Annotated in this window: 19 protein-coding genes, 1 tRNA gene and 1 other RNA gene; 6 read left to right on the forward strand and 15 right to left on the reverse strand. The window is 72.8% G+C overall.

Going from position 1 to position 18,418, the window contains the following annotated elements; genetic code table 11:
- Positions 1-131 precede the first annotated feature (131 nt).
- Positions 132-344, forward strand: a complete 213-nt coding sequence (locus H8838_RS18185; RefSeq protein WP_185994409.1) for a hypothetical protein — start codon at positions 132-134, stop codon at positions 342-344.
- Here H8838_RS18185 and H8838_RS18190 read toward each other — a convergent pair.
- The 7 genes from H8838_RS18190 to ffs all read right to left on the reverse strand — a co-directional run bounded on the left by H8838_RS18190 (position 328) and on the right by ffs (position 6,681).
- The gene (locus H8838_RS18190; protein ID WP_185994408.1) at positions 328-1,362 is read right to left on the reverse strand and encodes an aspartate-semialdehyde dehydrogenase; all 1,035 of its coding nucleotides are present in this window, start codon (positions 1,360-1,362) and stop codon (positions 328-330) included. The two genes, H8838_RS18185 and H8838_RS18190, sit on opposite strands and share 17 nt — an antisense overlap.
- Complete coding sequence (locus H8838_RS18195) at positions 1,359-2,630, reverse strand: aspartate kinase (RefSeq protein WP_181312035.1); 1,272 nt, start codon at positions 2,628-2,630, stop codon at positions 1,359-1,361. Before H8838_RS18195 ends, H8838_RS18190 begins: the two co-directional genes overlap by 4 nt.
- A 65-nt stretch (positions 2,631-2,695) precedes the next feature.
- Positions 2,696-3,367 carry a DUF5063 domain-containing protein gene (locus H8838_RS18200; protein ID WP_185994407.1) on the reverse strand — a complete coding sequence of 224 codons (672 nt, stop codon included), beginning with the start codon at positions 3,365-3,367 and terminating at the stop codon, positions 2,696-2,698.
- On the reverse strand, positions 3,360-3,959 hold the full coding sequence (gene recR / locus H8838_RS18205) for a recombination mediator RecR (protein ID WP_185994406.1): 600 nt from the start codon (positions 3,957-3,959) through the stop codon (positions 3,360-3,362). The genes H8838_RS18200 and recR overlap by 8 nt, the downstream gene beginning before the upstream one ends.
- Positions 3,960-3,963: 4 nt before the next feature.
- Positions 3,964-4,326, reverse strand: coding sequence for a YbaB/EbfC family nucleoid-associated protein (locus H8838_RS18210; protein ID WP_181312038.1), 363 nt, complete (start codon positions 4,324-4,326; stop codon positions 3,964-3,966).
- A gap of 100 nt (positions 4,327-4,426) precedes the next feature.
- Positions 4,427-6,526, reverse strand: a complete 2,100-nt coding sequence (locus H8838_RS18215; protein WP_185994405.1) for a DNA polymerase III subunit gamma and tau — start codon at positions 6,524-6,526, stop codon at positions 4,427-4,429.
- A gap of 65 nt (positions 6,527-6,591) precedes the next feature.
- Positions 6,592-6,681, reverse strand: an RNA gene (gene ffs / locus H8838_RS18220) — signal recognition particle sRNA small type.
- Positions 6,682-6,767: 86 nt separating this feature from the next.
- On the opposite strand from ffs, the gene H8838_RS18225 reads away from it, so the two are divergent.
- Positions 6,768-6,856 (forward strand) — tRNA-Ser (locus H8838_RS18225).
- 56 nt (positions 6,857-6,912) lie between these two features.
- Here H8838_RS18225 and H8838_RS18230 read toward each other — a convergent pair.
- Entirely contained in the window at positions 6,913-7,386 is a 474-nt protein-coding gene (locus tag H8838_RS18230; protein WP_185994404.1) for a MarR family winged helix-turn-helix transcriptional regulator, read from the reverse strand.
- Positions 7,387-7,474: 88 nt separating this feature from the next.
- Here H8838_RS18230 and H8838_RS18235 point away from each other — a divergent pair, with 88 nt between their 5' ends.
- The 4 genes from H8838_RS18235 to H8838_RS18250 all read left to right on the forward strand — a co-directional run bounded on the left by H8838_RS18235 (position 7,475) and on the right by H8838_RS18250 (position 11,596).
- On the forward strand, positions 7,475-8,938 hold the full coding sequence (locus H8838_RS18235) for an MFS transporter (RefSeq protein WP_224766249.1): 1,464 nt from the start codon (positions 7,475-7,477) through the stop codon (positions 8,936-8,938).
- A gap of 61 nt (positions 8,939-8,999) precedes the next feature.
- Positions 9,000-9,362, forward strand: a complete 363-nt coding sequence (locus tag H8838_RS18240; RefSeq protein WP_181312041.1) for a GntR family transcriptional regulator — start codon at positions 9,000-9,002, stop codon at positions 9,360-9,362.
- Complete coding sequence (locus tag H8838_RS18245; protein WP_185994403.1) at positions 9,359-10,342, forward strand: hypothetical protein; 984 nt, start codon at positions 9,359-9,361, stop codon at positions 10,340-10,342. The genes H8838_RS18240 and H8838_RS18245 overlap by 4 nt, the downstream gene beginning before the upstream one ends.
- A gap of 18 nt (positions 10,343-10,360) precedes the next feature.
- Positions 10,361-11,596 (forward strand): NYN domain-containing protein, encoded by a 1,236-nt coding sequence (locus H8838_RS18250; RefSeq protein WP_185994402.1) that lies wholly within the window; start codon positions 10,361-10,363, stop codon positions 11,594-11,596.
- Between the two features lie 53 nt (positions 11,597-11,649).
- Here H8838_RS18250 and H8838_RS18255 read toward each other — a convergent pair whose 3' ends face one another.
- The 7 genes from H8838_RS18255 to H8838_RS18285 form a co-directional block, all read right to left on the reverse strand.
- Complete coding sequence (locus H8838_RS18255; RefSeq protein WP_185994401.1) at positions 11,650-11,862, reverse strand: hypothetical protein; 213 nt, start codon at positions 11,860-11,862, stop codon at positions 11,650-11,652.
- Positions 11,863-11,990: 128 nt separating this feature from the next.
- Positions 11,991-13,226 carry a S8 family serine peptidase gene (locus tag H8838_RS18260; protein ID WP_185994400.1) on the reverse strand — a complete coding sequence of 412 codons (1,236 nt, stop codon included), beginning with the start codon at positions 13,224-13,226 and terminating at the stop codon, positions 11,991-11,993.
- A gap of 34 nt (positions 13,227-13,260) precedes the next feature.
- Positions 13,261-14,676 (reverse strand): type VII secretion protein EccB, encoded by a 1,416-nt coding sequence (locus H8838_RS18265; protein ID WP_185994399.1) that lies wholly within the window; start codon positions 14,674-14,676, stop codon positions 13,261-13,263.
- A gap of 3 nt (positions 14,677-14,679) precedes the next feature.
- Positions 14,680-16,062 (reverse strand): type VII secretion integral membrane protein EccD, encoded by a 1,383-nt coding sequence (gene eccD / locus H8838_RS18270; protein WP_181312047.1) that lies wholly within the window; start codon positions 16,060-16,062, stop codon positions 14,680-14,682.
- A 127-nt stretch (positions 16,063-16,189) separates the two neighbouring features.
- The gene (locus tag H8838_RS18275) at positions 16,190-16,483 is read right to left on the reverse strand and encodes a WXG100 family type VII secretion target (RefSeq protein ID WP_181312048.1); all 294 of its coding nucleotides are present in this window, start codon (positions 16,481-16,483) and stop codon (positions 16,190-16,192) included.
- Between the two features lie 28 nt (positions 16,484-16,511).
- Positions 16,512-16,826, reverse strand: coding sequence for a WXG100 family type VII secretion target (locus tag H8838_RS18280; protein WP_181312049.1), 315 nt, complete (start codon positions 16,824-16,826; stop codon positions 16,512-16,514).
- A gap of 131 nt (positions 16,827-16,957) precedes the next feature.
- Positions 16,958-18,304, reverse strand: coding sequence for a hypothetical protein (locus tag H8838_RS18285; protein ID WP_185994398.1), 1,347 nt, complete (start codon positions 18,302-18,304; stop codon positions 16,958-16,960).
- Positions 18,305-18,418: the final 114 nt, after the last annotated feature.

The raw sequence follows: 18,418 nt of genomic DNA on the forward strand, positions 1-18,418 counted from the left end.
TCCCGGCACGACGAGCTCCCGGACCTGAGGTCCGGGAGCTCAGTGCATTTCCCGCCGGCGACCCTCCCCCTAAGTCGAGTAGTCAACTAGGATTACTGGGAAAGATTCTCCGCACCCGGAGGGCGAGACCCGTGACCCCGACACAGCCGCACCACCTGGCGCTGCTCGTCTGCGGCACCACCGTGGGCGCGCTGGCGCTCTTCGAGCAGTTCGAGGCGCTCCTGCCCGCCCTGGCGGCTGCGGGGGGCGCCACATGGATCCTGCGGCCCGCAGGCAGGCATGCCAGCAGCCCGGGAGGCCCGGGCGAGGAAGGAGAGGGGTCGCGGGTCAGCGAGCCGCGATGATCTCCGCCAGCTGCACGGTGTTGAGCGCGGCACCCTTGCGCAGGTTGTCGTTGCTGATGAACAGCGCCAGCCCGCGGTTGCCGTCCACGCCCTCGTCCTGCCGGATCCGGCCGACGTACGACGGGTCCTTGCCGGCCGCCTTGCGCGGCGTCGGGACGTCCTCGAGGGCCACGCCGGGGGCGTCGGTCAGCAGCTTGCGGGCGGCGTCCACGGTCAGCTCGGAGTCGAACTCGGCGTTGACCGCCAGCGAGTGGCCGGTGAAGACCGGCACCCGCACGCAGATGCCGGAGACCTTGAGGTCGGGGAGGCCGAGGATCTTGCGCGACTCGTTGCGCAGCTTCTGCTCCTCGTCGGTCTCGTCGAGGCCGTCGTCGACGATCGAGCCCGCGAGCGGCACGACGTTGTAGGCGATCGGCTCGACGTACGGCGCGGGGTCGCCCACCTCGACGGCCGCACCGTCGTAGGACAGCCCGCGGGCGTCACCGGCGCGCTCGACCCCGCCGGCCAGCGCCTCGACGCCGGCGACGCCGGAGCCGGAGACCGCCTGGTAGGTGGAGACCACGAGCCGCTTCAGCCCGGCTGCCTCGTGCAGCACCTTGAGCACCGGCATCGCGGCCATCGTGGTGCAGTTGGGGTTGGCGACGATGCCGCGGCCCGCCGCGATCACGTCGTCCATCGCCTCGGGGTTCACCTCGGAGACGACCAGCGGGATCGCAGGGTCCTTGCGGAAGGCCGAGGAGTTGTCGACCACGATCACGCCGGCGTCGACGAAGCGCTGCGCCTGGGCGCGCGACGTGGTGGCGCCGGCCGAGAACAGGGCGATGTCGAGCCCGGTCGGGTCGGCGGTGGCGGCGTCCTCGACCACGATGTCCTGCCCGCGGAAGGGCAGCACCTTGCCCGCCGAGCGGGCGGAGGCGAAGAAGCGCACCTGCGAGGCCGGGAAGTCCCGCTCCTCGAGGATCTGGCGCATGGCCACACCCACCTGGCCGGTCGCGCCGACGATGCCGATGCTGGTCATCGCCCGGTCCCTCCGTAGACGACCGCCTCGACCTCGTGGGAGTCCAGGTCGAACGCCGTGTGGGTGGCGCGGACGGCCTCGTCGACGTCGTCCTCGGCCACGATCACCGAGATCCGGATCTCGGAGGTGGAGATCATGTCGATGTTGACCCCGGCGCTCGCCAGCGAGGCGAAGAACTTCGAGGTGATGCCCGGGTGCGAGCGCATGCCCGCGCCGACCAGCGAGATCTTGCCGATCCGGTCGTCGTAGAGGAGCTTCTCGTAGCCCACCTCGGCCTGGATCCGGGCCAGCGCGGCCATGGCGGCCTGGCCGTCGCTGCGCGGGAGGGTGAAGGAGATGTCGGTGAGCCCGGTGGCCACCGCCGACACGTTCTGCACGATCATGTCGAGGTTGGTCTGCGCCTCGGCGAGCGCCTCGAAGATGCGCGCGGCCTCGCCGACCTTGTCGGGCACGCCGACGACGGTGATCTTGGCCTCGCTGCGGTCGTGGGCGACTCCGGCGATGATGGGCTGTTCCATGGTGCCTCCCTCACTCGGGTCGTCGACGACCCAGGTGCCTTGCAGTTGGCTGAACGACGAGCGGACGTGGATCGGGATGCCGTAGCGGCGGCCGTACTCCACGCACCGCAGGTGCAGGATCTTGGCGCCGCTGGCGGCCATCTCGAGCATCTCCTCGTAGGAGACCTTCGCGAGCTTGCGGGCGGTGCGGACGATGCGCGGGTCGGCGCTGAAGACGCCGTCGACGTCGGTGTAGATCTCGCAGACCTCGGCCCCCAGCGCGGCGGCCAGCGCCACCGCGGTGGTGTCGGTGCCCCCGCGACCCAGGGTGGTGATCTCCTTGGTGTCCGCGCTGACGCCCTGGAAGCCCGCGACGATCACCACGTGGCCGTCGCCCAGCGCGGTGGTGATCCGGCCCGGGGTGACGTCGATGATCTTGGCCTTGCCGTGCACCGCGTCGGTGATCACGCCGGCCTGGGAACCGGTGAACGAGCGCGCGGTGAAGCCCAGGTCGGAGATCGCCATGGCGACCAGGGCCATCGAGATCCGCTCCCCGGCGGTGAGCAGCATGTCCATCTCGCGAGCCGGCGGGAGCGGCGAGACCTGGTGTGCCAGGTCGAGCAGCTCGTCGGTGCTGTCACCCATCGCGGAGACCGCGACGACGACGTCGTGCCCGGCCTTCTTCGTCTCGACGATCCGACGGGCGACGCGCTTGATCGCGTCGGCGTCGGCGAGGGAGGAGCCGCCGTACTTCTGCACGACAATACTCACGCCCGACCACCTTGCTCGCTCGACTTCACTGGCCCGGTCGGCGCAGGCCGACCCAGGGATCCAGTCTAACTTCCGGTCGGAACGTGCGACTCCAACATCTCATTCGCCGCCGCCACCTGGTCGTCCTCGCCGGTGAACTCGACGTCGAGCCGGTCGTGGTGCACCACCGACCACAGGGCGTTGACGGCCGCGCCGGCCAGGTTGCCCCAGGAGGAGACGTAGGAGAACTGCCACCACCACAGCGCCTCGACGACGTTGCCGGTGCGGTAGTGGCGCAGGCCGTTGGCCAGGTCGGTGGCGATGCTGCTCAGGTCGTCCGAGAGCTGGCTGTCGACGACCTCGGGCAGGTAGGGATCGAAGACGAAGCTGTAGGTGTCGACCGGGCCGAGGGTCTGGGCCAGCCGCAGGCGCAGCTGGTCGAGGTCCGGCTCCGGCCCGATGTCGGGCTGGTACTCGGCGCTGGGGTGGAAGTCGACCTGCGCTCCCAGCCGGGCGCCGGCCAGCAGGATCTGGCTGACCTCGAGCAGGAGCGGGGAGATCGCCCGCCCGCCGTCGGCCTCGGCGGCCACCGCCTGCACCGCGACCAGGAAGCTCTCCACCTGGTCGGCGATCTGGCCGGCGAACTCCTCCAGCTCGTCGCTCAGCACGGTGGGTTCCCCCGCCACGCCGTCCGGGGCCCGACGCAGGCGCTCCTGCCTCGCCGTGAGTCCGCTCGAGAGCGGGGTGTGCTCAGTCATCGGCCGACCGCCTTCCTGCGAATGCCCTGCCCAGGGTGACCTCGTCGGCGTACTCGAGGTCGCCTCCTACTGGCAGTCCACTCGCGAGTCGCGTCACGCGCAACCCCAGGGGCTTGAGCATCCGGGTGAGATAGGTCGCGGTGGCCTCCCCCTCGAGGTTGGGGTCGGTGGCCAGGATGACCTCGGTCACCGCCCCGTCGGCGAGCCGCATCATCAGCTCGCGGATCCGCAGCTGGTCCGGGCCGATGCCGTCGATCGGCGAGATGGCGCCGCCCAGGACGTGGTAGCGCCCGCGGAACTCACGGGTGCGCTCGATCGCCACGACGTCCTTGTACTCCTCCACGCAGCAGAGCACGGTGGGGTCACGCCGGGGGTCGCGGCAGATGCGGCACTGCTCGTCCTGGGACACGTTGAAGCAGGTGGAGCAGAACTTCACCTTGGCCTTGACCTCGATCAGCACGTCCGCCAGCCGGCGCACGTCCGCCGGCTCGGCCTGGAGCAGGTGGAACGCGATCCGCTGCGCGCTCTTGGGTCCCACCCCGGGGAGCCGGCCGAGCTCGTCGATCAGGTCCTGGACGACGCCTTCGTACAAGAGGTCAGCCCAGTCCGGGAAGGCCGCCGGCGCCGCCGGCGAGCGGGCCGAGGGTCTCGGCCGCGAGGGCGTCGACCTGGGCCTTGGCGTCGCGGAACGCCGCGACGATCATGTCGCCGAGGTCCTCGAGCTGGTCGGGCTCGTTGCCGTCGAACTCACCCGCCTTGATCGCCACGGCGACCAGGTCGCCGCCGCCGGTCACGGTCACGGTCACCGCGCCGCCGGCCACGGTGCCCTCGAGCCGCTGCTCCTGGAGCCGCTCGTGCGCGGAGGTGAGCTGTTCCTGCATCTGCTGGGCCTGGGCGAGCAGCGCGTTCATGTCGAAGCCGCCGGCTCCGCCGAGCGCGTCGAAGGGGTTCTGGCTCATCGGGTGGTCCTCGTTCCTGGTCGGGTCTGGGTCCCGGCCCGGGTGGTGCCCCCGGGCCGGCGTGCGTGCGGGGGGATCTGGGGATCGTGCCACCGGAGGCTCACCGGTGCTCGATCTCCTCGATCATCTCCGCTCCCAGGGTGCGCCTGAGCAGCTCGGCGCTGTCCAGACCCTGGGAGTCGGCGTCGGGGTCGTCGGGGTGGGCCGCGGCGTCCGCCAGGGCGCGCTCGTCGACCCCGGGCGTGACCGGTCCGCCCGTGCGGGTCTGCTGGATCGCCCCGCGGGCCTTCTCCAGCCCCTGCGGGTCGACGGGGGCAGCCTGCTCCGGCGCGGCCGCGCCAGCAGCCGGGCCGTCGCCGGGTGCGGACTCCGGCGGCCGACCGGGCTCGTGCTGCTCACGAGGGTCCAGCCGACTCTCGGGGGCGGCCGCCGGGGCGGTCACCGTGTGCGACGCGGCGGGGGAACCGGGCGGGACGGCGCCGGGGTCGACGACGCACTCGACCCGCCAGTCGACGCCCACGGCGTCGATCGCCGCCTGCCGCAGGATCTCGTCGTTGCCGCCGCTGACGAACGAGTCGCGCGCCCCGGGGTTGTTGAACCCGAGCGTGAGCGTCCGGTCGTCGACGCCCTTCACCTGCGCGTTCTGGGTGAGCAGGATCCACGCGAGCCGGCGCCGGGTCTTCACCGCGTCCACGATCTCGGGCCACAGCCGCCGTACGTCGACCAGGCTCAGGCCGCCTGCGGGCGCTCCCGGAGGAGTGGTCGGCGCGTCACTCGCCTGGCCCGACGGCGCGTGGCTGGCAGCAGGCGCCGGCGGGGCCGACGTGGGCGGAGCGGAGGTCGGCGGTGCGGACGTCGGAGGCGCGGACGTCGGAGGCGCGGACGTCGGAGGCGCGGACGTCGGAGGCGCGGACGTCGGAGGCGCGGCCTGGGCCAGCGGGGTGTGGGGCGCCGGAGGCTGCAGGGGCGGGCTCACGGGCGCGGTCGGCACGGGCTGGGCCGAGAGCGCGGACGAGGGTGAGCCGGGGCCGACGATGGCGAACCGCTTCTCCAGCCGGTCGATCCGCGCCTGCACTCCCTCCGTGGTGTGGTCCGCCCCGGGGAGCAGGACCCGGGCGCAGATCAGCTCGAGCAGCAGGCGCGGCGAGATCGCGCCCTTCATGTCCATCAGCCCGGCGGCGACCAGGTCGGCGGCGCGGGAGAGGTCGGCGGAGCCGAAGCGGGCGGCCTGGGCGACGAGCCGCTCCCCATGGTCCTGGGAGACGTCGATCAGCCCGGTCACGGGTGCGTCCGGCACGGCCGCCACGATCACCAGGTCACGCAGCCGGCGCAGCAGGTCCTCGGCGAACCGGCGCGGGTCCTGACCGGACTCGATCACCTTGTCGATCACCCCGAAGACCGCCGCCCCGTCGGAGGCGGCGAACGCGTCCACCACCTCGTCGAGCAGCGTGTCCGGGGTGAAGCCGAGCAGGTTGACGGCCAGCTGGTGGGTGACCCCGTCCGGGCCGGAGCCGCCGATCAGCTGGTCGAGCACCGAGAGGGTGTCCCGGGCCGACCCCGCACCGGCCCGCACCACCAGCGGCAGCGCGGCGGGCTCGATCGCCACACCCTCTCGCTGGCAGAGCTCGGCCACGTAGTCGCTGAGCATCCGCGGGGGGATCAGCCGGAACGGGTAGTGGTGGGTGCGGGAGCGGATGGTCGCGATGACCTTCTCCGGCTCCGTGGTGGCGAAGATGAACCGTAGGTGCGGCGGGGGCTCCTCGACCAGCTTGAGCAGGGCGTTGAAGCCCTGGTTGGAGACCATGTGGGCCTCGTCGATGATGTAGATCTTGTAGCGGTCGCGGACCGGGGCGAAGAACGCCTTCTCCCGCAGGTCGCGCGCGTCGTCGACACCACCGTGCGAGGCGGCGTCGATCTCGATCACGTCGATGGACCCGCTGCCGCCGGTGGCGAGCTCGCGGCACGAGTCGCACTCGCCGCACGGCTCGGCGACCGGGGCCTGGGCGCAGTTGAGGGTGCGCGCCAGGATCCGCGCCGAGGTCGTCTTGCCGCAGCCGCGAGGCCCGGAGAAGAGATAGGCGTGGTTCACCCGGTCGGCCGCGAGCGCGTTGCGCAGCGGCTCGGTGACGTGGTCCTGCCCGATGACCTGGGAGAACGTCTCCGGCCGGTAGCGGCGGTAGAGCGCAAGGGGTGAGTCCACGTCTGAACCCTAACCATCGGGCCCGACAGGAACCACCGGGGTCGCATAGTCCTGGCCGGGCATGAAAAGGCCCCCCGTGCACCCGACAGAGCTCATCTGCCCTTGCTGCCTTCCGGCCCTGGGGGATTCGACGAGATGCCGCCGCACGGGGGGTTGGCGCAGAGTCTAGGCGAGGGGTGGTGCGCCTGGCCAACGCGGGCCGATTTCTCGGCACCGGGTCGGTGCGGGTAGCCTCCTCGGCGGAGGATTCGCCTAGTGGCCTATGGCGCTCGCTTGGAAAGCGGGTTGGGTTAACAGCCCTCAGGGGTTCGAATCCCCTATCCTCCGCCACCGCAGGTCTCCACCCTGCACGGAACGCCGGGACGGTCTCACCGTCCCGGCGTTCGTCATTCCTGGGTCGGTCGCGCGAGGGTCGCCGACTCCCCCACGGCGTCGCCGTACAGCTCGACGAACCGGCCGAGCAGCCTCAGCAGCTCGGCCTGGTCGTCGCCGAGCTCAGCCAGCGCCTGCTCGAAGAGCACGAGCTGGGCGTTCACGTCGCCGTCGAACCGGCTGCGACCCTCGGGGGTGGGCTCGATGAGCTGGGCGGCCTGGCCCGGCTGACGGAAGCGGTGCAGCAGCCCCGCCGCGATCGCACCGTTGACCTGGCGGTTGACCGTGGACTGCTCCAGCCCGAGGTCGTGGGCGACCTCTCGCAGGGTGCGGGCCCGCCCGTCGGTGAAGAGCCAGATCAGCCGACGCTCGGCCAGTCCCATGCTGGCGCGGCTCTCCGCGACCCGGCGGTGCCGGTCGAGGTGGACGAAGAGCCGCGCGAGCTGCTCGGCCGACGAGAGGGGTCCTGACGTCCGGTGCCCCGTCACGTGCGCTCCGCTTGACTCTGCCTCATGTGTAAGTAGCATACACATGTCTCGGCTTGTGTAGATTGCATATTCACCTGGAAGGTCTCCCGTGCTCGACTCCCCACCCGGTGCCACCGACGCCCGCGTCACCTCGGCCAGCGCGAAGGTCGTGGTGGCCGTGCTCTGCGTCGGCAGCCTCTGCGCCTCGCTCATGCAGTCCCTGGTCATCCCGATCCAGGGAGACCTCCCGCGCCTGCTGGACACCTCGGTCAGCAACGCCTCCTGGGTGCTCACCGCGACGCTGCTCGCAGCCGCCGTGGCCATGCCGGTCACGGGCCGGATCGCCGACCTCGCCGGCAAGAAGCCGGTGCTGGTGGTCTCGGCCGGGCTGCTGGCGCTGGGCTCGCTGCTCTGCGCCGTCTCCAGCTCGCTGCCGGTGGTGCTGACCGGGCGAGTGCTGCAGGGCGTGGCGATGGGCTTCGTCCCGGTCGCGATCAGCCTGGTGCGCGAGGTCACGCCGCCGCACCTGGTGAACACCGCGACGGCCGCCGTCAGCGCCACCCTCGGCGTCGGCGGGGCGCTCGGACTACCCCTGGCCGCCTGGATCGCCCAGAGCTTCGACTGGCACGCGCTGTTCTGGCTCTCCACCGTGCTCGCGGTGATGGTCGCGGCCCTGACCGCCGCCCTGGTGCCGCACGTGAAGGACGAGCACCCCGGCCGGCTAGACCTGGTCGGCGCGATCGGGCTCGCGATCGGTCTGGTCGCGGTCCTGGTCGGCGTCTCGAAGGGCACCGGCTGGGGCTGGACGGACAGCAGGACGCTGGGCTGCGTCGTCGGCGGCGCGGTCGTGCTGATGGTCTGGGGCTTCTACGAGCTGGGGCACCGCGACCCCCTGGTCGACCTGCGCACCACGGTGAAGCGCCCGGTGCTGCTCACCAACCTGGCAGCACTGATGATCGGGTTCGGGATGATGGCGCAGGCGATCGTCGTGCCCCAGCTGCTCCAGCTTCCCGAGGCGACCGGCTTCGGGCTCGGCCAGAGCATCCTCCAGGCCGGGCTGTGGATGGCCCCGGGCGGCGTGACGATGATGCTCTTCACCCCCGTCTCGAGCCGGATGCTGAGCCGCGTCGGCGGTCGGGTCACCCTCTTCGCCGGCGCCCTGGTGATCTCCCTCGGCTACGTGGTCGCCACGTTCCTCACCGACGCTCCCTGGCAGCTGATGCTGGCCAGCTGCGTCGTCTCGGCCGGCGTGGGCATCGGCTACGCCGCGATGCCGACCCTGATCCTGGAGAACGTGCCCGAGGAGGAGGCGGGGTCGAGCGTCGGGGTCAACGCCCTGATGCGCTCGGTCGGCACCACCGTCGCCGGCGCCGTGATGGCCGCCCTGCTCAGCTCGCGCACCATCTCCCTGGCCCCGGGAGTGCCGGAGATCCCGGGCCACGACGCGTTCCGGCTGTGCTTCATCGTCGGCGCCGCGTCCGCCGCGCTCGGAGCCGCGATCGTGCTGCTGATCCCCCGTGGCGTGCCGGGAGCCGTCCCGGGCGAGCTCGAGCCGGTCTCCCGCGGCCGTTAGCCGCTGACTGCCGGCCGCCGGTCGAGTGCATACAGACGCATTGTTCTAGTACGATACGAACATGTTGATCCGGTTGGACCCCACGAGCACCACCGGCCTGGCGGACCAGATCGCCGGCCAGGTGCGGGGCGCCATCGCGGCGGGCGACCTCGAGCCCGGGGAGAAGCTCCCACCGGCCCGCGAGCTCGCGGCCGGGCTGGCGGTCAACATGCACACCGTGCTGCGCGCCTACACCACGCTCCGCGACGAGGGGCTGGTCGACGTGCGCCGGGGTCGCGGGGTGCACGTACGTGCCGACGCCGGGGCCGGCGCCTTCGACCGCGCCCAGCTCCAGCAGCAGATCCACGAGCTCGTCCGGACCGCGGTCCGGATGGGCCTGACCCGTGACCAGCTCGCCGACGAGATCCGGAAGGCCCACCCATGAGCCAGACCTCGAGCACTCCCCCGACCGCCCCGACCGCCGCCCGGGCCAGGGCCTGGGCCGCGGGGGCCCTCCTGGTGGGCGCGCCGCTCCTGGTGCTGCTGCTCTGGCTCGGGTACGCCGACTCCGTGCCCGACCCGCTGCCCCGGCACTGGAACGCGGCGGGCGAGGTGGACGGCACCACCTCGGTGCGGACCATGACGCTGCTCTCCGGGATCGTCGCGGCCGCCGCCGCCGCGGTGGGGACGGCGGCGCTCGGCATGCGCGCGCACCTGACGGTGGCCGCCGAGGTCGTCCTCGGCGCCGGCTGGGTCGGGTGGCTGATGACGAGCGTCTACCTCACGGTGATGCTCAACGCCGAGGGCGCGGCCTCGGCCGACGACGTGACCCTGTCCTACCTGTGGACCGCCGTGGTCGTGCTCCTGCCGGCCGCACTGGCCTGGCTGCTGTGGCGGCTGGTGCGGGGCACCGGCGCGCGCCGTCCGGCGCCGGCCACCCCCGCCTCCAGCCTGACCATCTCCGAGCAGGAGCGGGTGGTCTGGGTCGGACGCGCCTCGTCCCGGGTGCTGCTGCTGATCGCGGGAGCACTGGTGCTGGCCGGCACGGCGCTCGCCTCCGGGGTGGCGCGGGAGGCGCTGGTCCTGGTCGGCGTCGGCGTGCTGCTGGGCCTGATGCACCGGCTGACCGTCCGGGTCGACCGCGAGGCGGTCACCGTGCGCTGGGGCCCGGTCCCGTTGATCCGTCACCGCCGCCCGCTGACCAGCATCGTCGCGGCCCGGGCCGAGCAGGTGGAGCCGATGAGGTGGGGCGGCTGGGGCTACCGGATCAGCACCCGCGGCCGGGCCGCGGTGGTGCGCCGGGGGCCCGGGCTGGTGCTGTCGCTGGACACCGGCTCGGAGTTCGCGGTGACCGTGGACCGCCCGGAAGAGGCGGCCGAGCTGGTCAACGCCCTTCTGGCCAGCCGTGCGGGCACCAGCGCCTGACCGCACTAGTCTCAGCGCATGGCCCGATCCGACTCACCCAAGCTCGCCGTGCTCATCGACGCCGACAACACCACGCCCACCATCATCGAGGCGCTGCTCGTCGAGATCGCGAAGTACGGCACCGCGACCGTCCGCCGCGCGTACGGCGACTGGACGACGCCGCGGCTCGCGGGATGGAAGGACGCCAACAACGCCCACGCCATCCAGCCGATGCAGCAGTTCAGCTACACCACCGGCAAGAACGCCACCGACAGCGCGCTGATCATCGACGCGATGGACCTGCTGTACACCGGCAACCTCGACGGCTTCTGCCTGATCTCCTCCGACTCCGACTTCACCAAGCTCGCCTCCCGCCTCCGGGAGTCCGGCATGACCGTCTACGGGTTCGGCGAGAAGAAGACGCCCAAGCCCCTGGTGGCAGCCTGCGACAAGTTCGTCTACCTCGACGTGCTGCGTCCTCCGCGCCGCGGCAGCGACGAGGCCCAGCACGGGAGCACGGGCGAGCGCGAGGATGACGGCGACCACGCCGGGACTCCGCGCAACCAGCCCGCACCGAAGCGGCGCAGCAGCCAGGAGCTGCAGAGCGACACGAAGCTGATGCGGTGGCTGCGGGACGCGATCGACGCCAGCTCCGACGACGACGGCTGGGCACCCCTGGGCGCGGTCGGCTCGCACGTGGCCAAGCAGGCGCCCGACTTCGACTCCCGCAACTGGGGCTACGGCAAGCTGGTCGACCTGGTCAGCGAGATCGGGTCCTTCGAGGTGCAGCGCCCGCCCGGCCAGCAGGTGATCGTCCGGGAGAAGCCGCAGGCCGTCGCCAAGAAGCAGGCGGCCAAGCAGCCGACCAAGCACGCCCAGACCCGGCAGGAGGCTCCCCCGCAGGTACCGGCCACGCCCGAGCCGTCCGCGCAGGAGCCGGCCGCGCCGGAGCCGTCCGCGCAGGATCCGGCTCAGCCGGAGCCGGCTCAGCCCGAACCGGCTCAGCAGGAGCCGAGCAAGCCGGCCCGCCGGACGCGGAAGAGGACGACCGCCGCCAGCACCCCCGAGGCGGAAGCGAAGCAGGAGAGCCCTGCCCCGCGGACGCGGACCCGCAAGGCCGCGGCCAAGAAGCCCGCCGCCCAGGCGGAGGCCACGCCCGCGCCGGCCGAGCAGTCCGCGCCCGCGGAGCAGCCGGCCGCCCCCGAGGCGCCGGCCCGCCCGGTCGTCACGAAGACCACCCGGAGCGCCCGGAAGAGGGCGACCCCGGCCTCCTGACCGTCACCGGCCCCCGACTCGCGTCGGGGGCCGGTGCTGGAGTGCTGGGTGTACTACTTGGACGGCTGAGGGACGTCGACTGCCTTGCAGTCGACCTTCGGGTTGACGCCCACGTAGTTGAGCGGGCCCGCCACGATCGTCAGGGCGGTGTCACCGAACGTCTTGCAGCTGACGTCCCGGTCCTCTCCGAAGTAGCCGCGCTGCCACGAGGCTGCGACTCCGATCAACAGCCACACGACGATCAACAAACCAAGAATGTTGCGCACGTCTTCTCCTCGGGTCCAGGTCAACTGTGCGGCCGCCGTACCCCGCGCAGCCCGGCGTGAATCCTCCGGATCTCCACGGGCTCCGAAAGACTCGGACGAGCCGTTCGGCGATCACGCCAGGAGCGGGGTCAGGAACGGCGACGCAGCAGCGGACGGAGCACGAAGGCCAGCGCCACCAGCGCGCCGGCCAGCAGCCCGAACCACAGCAGCATGCTCCGCGAGGGACCGAACAGGTCCGGCCGGTCGGGCGGCGGGGGCGCCAGCGCGTCGCTGCGCTCGACCGTCTCGGTACGACGCAGCTCCCCGTCGCGCTTCGGCGACAGCTCGTGGGTCAGCGCGTCCGCCGCCTGCACCACGCCTGCCCCGGTCCACGGGTTCGGCTCGAGCTCGGAGCCCTCGGCGGTACGGGTCAGCCGGGCGAGGATCTGGCGCCGGTTCTCCTTCGGGTAGCGCGCCCGGAGCAGGGCCACCACGCCGCTCACCGAGGCGGTCGCCCACGACGTGGCGATCTCGCTGGTCGGCACCTGGCAGCGCTGTCCGTTGAGGTTGTAGGACAGGCCGCCGCCACCCGGCGCAGCCACCGCCGTCTGCCGGTTGGGCAGGACGTAGCCGGTCAGGTCGATGTCCGGCGAGGGACCGACCGCGCTCACCGCGACCACTCCCGGGTAGTCGGCGGGGTAGACCACGGCGTCGTTGTCCGCCGTGCCTCGCGGCGCCCGCTCGTCCTCGGTGGGCGGGGCGTTGCCGGCGGCGGCGACCACCATCACGTCGAGGTCGAGCAGGCGCTTGACTGCCCGCCCGACCTGGGGGTCGTCGTCGCGCAGGGCGAGGCTGATGTTGACCACGTCGATCGGGTCCTGGGCGTGCACGTCCGCCAGCCGCTGGAGGGCGGCGGCCACGGCCGAGGAGTTGAGCCCCCGCTGTCCCTGCTGCAGGTCGGGACCGTCCTTGTCGAGGACCCGGACGGAGATCAGCCGCGCATCCGGCGCCACACCGTCGGGCCCGGCGATGAGGCCGGCGACGATGGTGCCGTGCCCCGAGGCGAGCGGCCCGTTGAAGCCGATCGACTCCTGGCGCACGGGCTTGCCGGGCAGGGAGCCGACGCCGCTGTCCACGACGGCGACGGTCGCGCCTGCACCTCGGGTGACCCGGTGGGCGTCCGGCACGTTCATCCGCGAGTACGGCAGGTTCTGCACGCCGTCGGCGACGTCGCGGGTGCGCTCGCTGTCGGCCAGGATGTCGCGGCTGCAGGGATCCTCCGCGGTCGCCTGGGCCACCGCGGGCGCAGGGACGAGCAGGGCGGGCGCGCAGACCGCCAGGACGCTCGCCGCGACCGTCACGGACCAGCGCGGCGCCTGCCTCACCCGCGTCACCTGCGACGCCGGCGTCACCGCGACCTCACGAGGCCGCCTCGGCGCCGGCAGGCGCGTCCTCCGGCAGCCCGCGGGCGGCGTTGACCGAGAGCGGCACGCCGTCGGGGAAGAACGCGAGCCAGGCGTCCGGGACGACCGGCGCCTCCACCTCGCCGTAGCCGATGTAGTCCGGCACCGCGGGCCCGAGCAGGGCGTACTTGGCGCCCTTGGCGTCGACCACGTACGGCGAGCCCGACCGTCCGGCGTTGCTGCCGCCGGCCAGCACGTAGGCGCCGCCCGCTGGCTCCACCACGACCTGGTGCGACCCCGCGGCCACCGGCTCCTGCGTCGCCGAGGCGGAGGAGCCGGGGTTCGTCGCGACGACGGTGTGGCTCACGCCGTCCTCCACGTCGAGCATCGCGCACATCTCCGCGCCCACCAGCGGCTCGGGCGTCTCCAGCGGCCACTCGGACGGGTGGCCGGCCTCCTCGCGGGGGGCCCGCAGTCCTGTCGGCAGCTCCAGCGGGTCGGCCACGAGCGCGGTGTAGAGCACGGCGGGGAAGGCGCGCAGGATCTGCGGCCCGGTGTCGCCGAGCAGGTAGAAGCTCTCCCCGGAACGGACCAGGTCGCCGATCTGGTAGCCGCTCAGGTCGGTGTTCCCGTCGACGCCCTGGGTCGGGTAGTCGACCGGCTCGCCGCCGCGGGTCACGCCGAACGCCTGCTCGGTCAGCGCCGGGCCGAGGGGGAAGAGGTTGAGCCAGGAGTCGTCGACCTCGGGCGCCTGCGAGCTTGCGCCGAAGCCGAGGGAGTCCAGCAGGGTCGACTGGGCGGTCGCCCCGGTCGGCAGCTCGAACCGGTACGCCGGCCCGGCCGGGCTCGCGGCCAGCAGCCACAGCGCCCCGCTGCGGGACCGGACGACGAAGGCCGACTGCGGCGCCGGCTCGGCGTCGGAGCTCGCCGCGAGGTGCACCTTGATGCCCCGCCGCTCGGCGGTGCACGCCGTCCAGCCGCTGGTGATCAGCTCCGAGGGACCGGGGAGCCCGGCCGGGGCACGCTCGATGCCGAGGTCGCCGCCGAGGGTGACGCTGCGGATGTGCTCGTCCTTGACCGTGTAGACGTCCGGCTCGGCGGTGCCGAGCAGCAGCTGCCCGGAGATGAAGTTGGGCACCCGCTGGATCACCGGGTCGTCACCGCCGCGCAGCACGACGTACTGCTCGCCGGTGTCCTTGGAGATGACGAAGCTGCCCTCGGCCTTCCAGTCGGAGTTGGGACGCCCGCCCAGGTATCCGGCGACGCCGGCGCCGGCGCAGAGCAGCACCGCGAGGGCGATGCCGCCGACCAGGCTGCGGACCGGCTTGGTCGGCTCGACCTCTCGGCCGCCCGGCGCACCGCTGAGGAACGCGGTGACCAGCCGACGGCGGCTGAACTGGTAGGCCTCGACGAGCTCCTTCTTGGTGGCCACGTCTCAGCCCCTGATCGCGTCGAAGAGGCCGACCGCCAGCACCATCAGCGGCAGCAGCGAGAGCAGGGCGATCGACTCGACCACGTCCCCGATCCGGCCGCGGCGCACCGACGGCGAGGGAGGCGCGAGGGTCAGGACCAGCAGCACCGCGCCCACGACCGCCAGCGCGACCGCGGAGCCCGCGCGCCAGTCGGGGTGCAGGAAGAGCACCGAGACGGCGACCGCCACCAGGCCGGCGATCCCGGAGACCAGGCCCGCGAGCACCTCGGAACGGGTGCGGTACTGGCGGGTGCGGAGCATCACCGCCAGGCAGCACATGACCACCAGCAGGGTGCCGGCGACGCCGCGGTCGACGGTGAACGGCGCCACGAGGGTGATCAGCACGCCGATCGTGGCCGCCACCGAGAGCAGGATCTCGTGGGCCATCCGCGCGTCGGCCGCCACCCGGGCGGGGTCGACGTCCTCGGGGTCCTTGGTCACGTCGGCGAGCGTCACCACCTGGTCCACCTTGGTAGAGGTGATGCCGAGAGCGAGCCACGGGAAGACGTTGCCCAGCACCACGACCAGGGTGAGCACCACGGTGAGCACGACCGTCGGCTCGCCACCGACGACCTGCACGACGCCCCCGACCGCGGCCAGCACCGCGCCGACCACCACGAGCGGGAGCACCAGCGCCCGGCTCTCGTCCAGGCCGACCAGGGCCACCACCCCGACCAGCAGCACCGCGGCCCCGGCGCAGACCAGGGGCATCGCGAAGATCTCCTCCGGCAGCGGCCACTGCCACCCGCCCAGCTCGCCGGGGGCCAGCACCAGGCCGGCGACCGCGGCGTACAGGCCGCTGAGCAGGGAGACGGTCACCGCGGCCTGGGGCTCGGACTGTCCCCGGGCCAGGACGACGGCTCCGGCGACCAGCAGCGCGGAGATCACCGCGGCGGCGACGCCGCCCAGCAGGCTCTCGCCCTGGATCAGCAGGGCCATCGCGCCCAGGCCGAGCAGGAGGCTCGCCGACCACAGGGCCGTACGCCGTCCGGCCTCGGGCTCCCACGGGCTGAGCTCGTGCTCGACCGCGTCGGCCATCGCCTCGACGACGTCGTCGTAGACCTGCGGCGGGTCCTCCCGGTAGCCCGCGACCACGGCGAGGACACCGCCGTCCTCGACGCCCTGGATGGTCAGGCCGACCTCGTTGCTGAGCTGGCGGCCGTCCTGGGTCACCAGGCGGTAGCCGCCGTAGACGGTGGAGGCGTCCAGCAGGCCGACGCTGCGGGCGAGCTCGGGCACCAGCTCGGCGACCGGGACCGCCGAGGGCAGCACGAGGTCGACGCGTCGCGACCCGGAGGTCACCGTCACGCGGACCAGTCCCGACGTGCTCGCGGCCGTCTGGCTCATCTCGTCATCCCCACTCGTCGATCCATGCCGAGGCCGTCGTTCCCCCGGACGCAGGGCCCCACCCTAAAGGGCCTGAGACGCGCAGGAGGCCGACCGTCCTCACGGACGGCCGGCCTCCTCGGTCGGTTCAGCTGAACCGGTTGGCGCCGCGGGCGTCAGCGGCCCGGTACTCGTCGTTGGAGGACTGCACCGCGCCCCCGACCTGCTGGAGCAGCACGATCATCTCGGACATGGCGTTGTCCCAGGTCTGCTTCGCCTGGCGGTAGCTCTCCTTGGCCGAACCGGTCCAGTCGGACGCGAGGGGCGAGAGCTCGTTCTCGAGGTCGTTGAGGCGGGTCTCGATCCTCTTGGCGGCATTCACCAGGTCCGCGGAGGCCTGGTCGAGGGCGCCGTGGTCGACGCGGATTCCATCGAAAGACATAGTCATTCTCCTAGGGGTCAGGCCGGCGTCAGCCGAGGCGGTTCATCAGGTTGGAGGACGCTTGGGCTCGCGCCTCGTCGGTGGCGACGTTGTCCTTCTCGGTCTGCCGCAGCGACTCCGAGAAGTCGTCGAGCGCGCGGACGATCTTGGTCTGCTTCTCCTGCCACGCCGCGTGCAGCTGGCGGAACGCGACCGCGCCCTGGCCGCCCCACTTGGCACCGATCGCGTCGATCTGGCCGCTCAGCTGGCTGCAGCGCTGGGTGACGTCGTTGCGAGCGGTCTCAACCGAGTCCGCCGCCTTGCTGAGGGCCCGTTCGGCCGCTGTGAGACCTGCTTCAGACATGTTGTTCCTTCCCCCTCAGCGGCCGAGTGCCGCGGAGTACGTTGACGTGACTGGTGCCACCGGGTTTCCCGGAGGAATACCCTGCCCCCGGACAAGGCAGCATCTACCCGGGCCGGGTCGGGCTAAACACCTCACGAGTTCATTTCCCAGAAGAATCTGAACAGACCCGAGGCCACCACCGTGGCGGCGATGCCGAACGAGCCGCAGAGCGTCTCCGCGACCTCGGCCCGCCGGGCCCACCACACCGAGCGCCAGCCCCGGCCGGTCGCCACCGCCGCGGCGAGGGAGATGAGCCCCAGCGCCAGCGCCCCGGCGAAGACGCCGAGGCGCCACGACGGCCCCGCCGCCGACAGCACGTCGAACAGGAGGACCGCCCAGCACCACAGGCCGGCCAGCCGCAGCAGGGCGCGAGCTCCGGCGTGCCGGTAGCTGCGGGCGGCCAGCAGGATCGCGCCACCGGCGAAGAAGAGCAGGCAGCGGGCCCCGATCACGTCGAGGTCGACGCTGGCCGAGGCCACCAGCTGCGGAGCGGCCACTCCCAGCACCACCAGCACGGCGGCCGCGGCGGCCGTCACCGTCCTGGTCCCCCGCGCCACCAGGTCGCGCACCACCGGCTCGGGCACGATCATCCGGCCTCGGCGCCCGCGCGGCTGCTCCCGCGCCGACCAGGCGGTCACCGCCAGCCGGTCCAGCTCCAGCAGCGCGTCGTCGGGCACGTCGATCGCCAGCGACGGCGCGACCCGGGTGGCGAGCATGGCCAGCAGCACCAGCAGCGACCAGGCCACCACCGCGTCCAGCTCGAGGAGGAGGACCGAGGCGCAGACCGCGGCCACCACCGCGCCCGCGACCATCCACACGACCAGCTCCTCGTCCCGGTCGTCGCCCAGGGCGCGGGCGATCGCCGCCAGGGCCGCGGCGCCGAGCGCGCAGGCCGCCGCCACCGCGGGCGCCTGGTAGAAGCCCTCGGCGGCGAACGCGGCGTACGTCGCCCCCACCGCGAAGGAGGGCGCGGCGACGTTGCGGTGCCGGGTGACCCGCCCGAGGGGCAGCGCGGCGACGAGGCCGGTGCCGAGCAGGAGCGCGGCGACCAGCCAGCGCAGGTCGTCGAAGGCGGCGTACGAGGCGAACCAGCCGGCCAGCACGGCGCTCAGCGCGGCTGCGGTGGTCGCGACCACGGCCAGCGGGGCGACCTCGCCCGAGACATCGGCCACGGTGCGCTTGCGGGACCGTGCGCCGCCCCGGTGGAAGCCGGTGACCGCCACCAGGACGTCGCCCGACTCGAGCCCGGCCTCGCGCAGTGGCCGGTCTGCCACGACCAGCTCGCCCAGGGCGGTCTGGACCAGTGGGATCGAGGGCAGGCCGGACTCGGTCGCGTAGGCCCGCGCGACGTCGTGCGCGGTCGCGCCCGCAGGCACCACCAGGTCCAGGACGCCCAGAGGTCCGTGCACGCTGAGCGCCAAGGTCCCACGGCCCTGCACGGCACCAGTCTCCGACACCCTGCCCCCTCACCTCGCCACGTCGACCCCGAGGGTAGTCGCACGGTCGGTCCCTCCGCCTATCATCATCCGCGACCAGCCGCTGGTCCTGGAGGG

It is taken from the genome of Nocardioides campestrisoli (genome assembly GCF_013624435.2).
In the GTDB taxonomy this organism is placed as follows: Bacteria; Actinomycetota; Actinomycetes; order Propionibacteriales; family Nocardioidaceae; genus Nocardioides; species Nocardioides campestrisoli.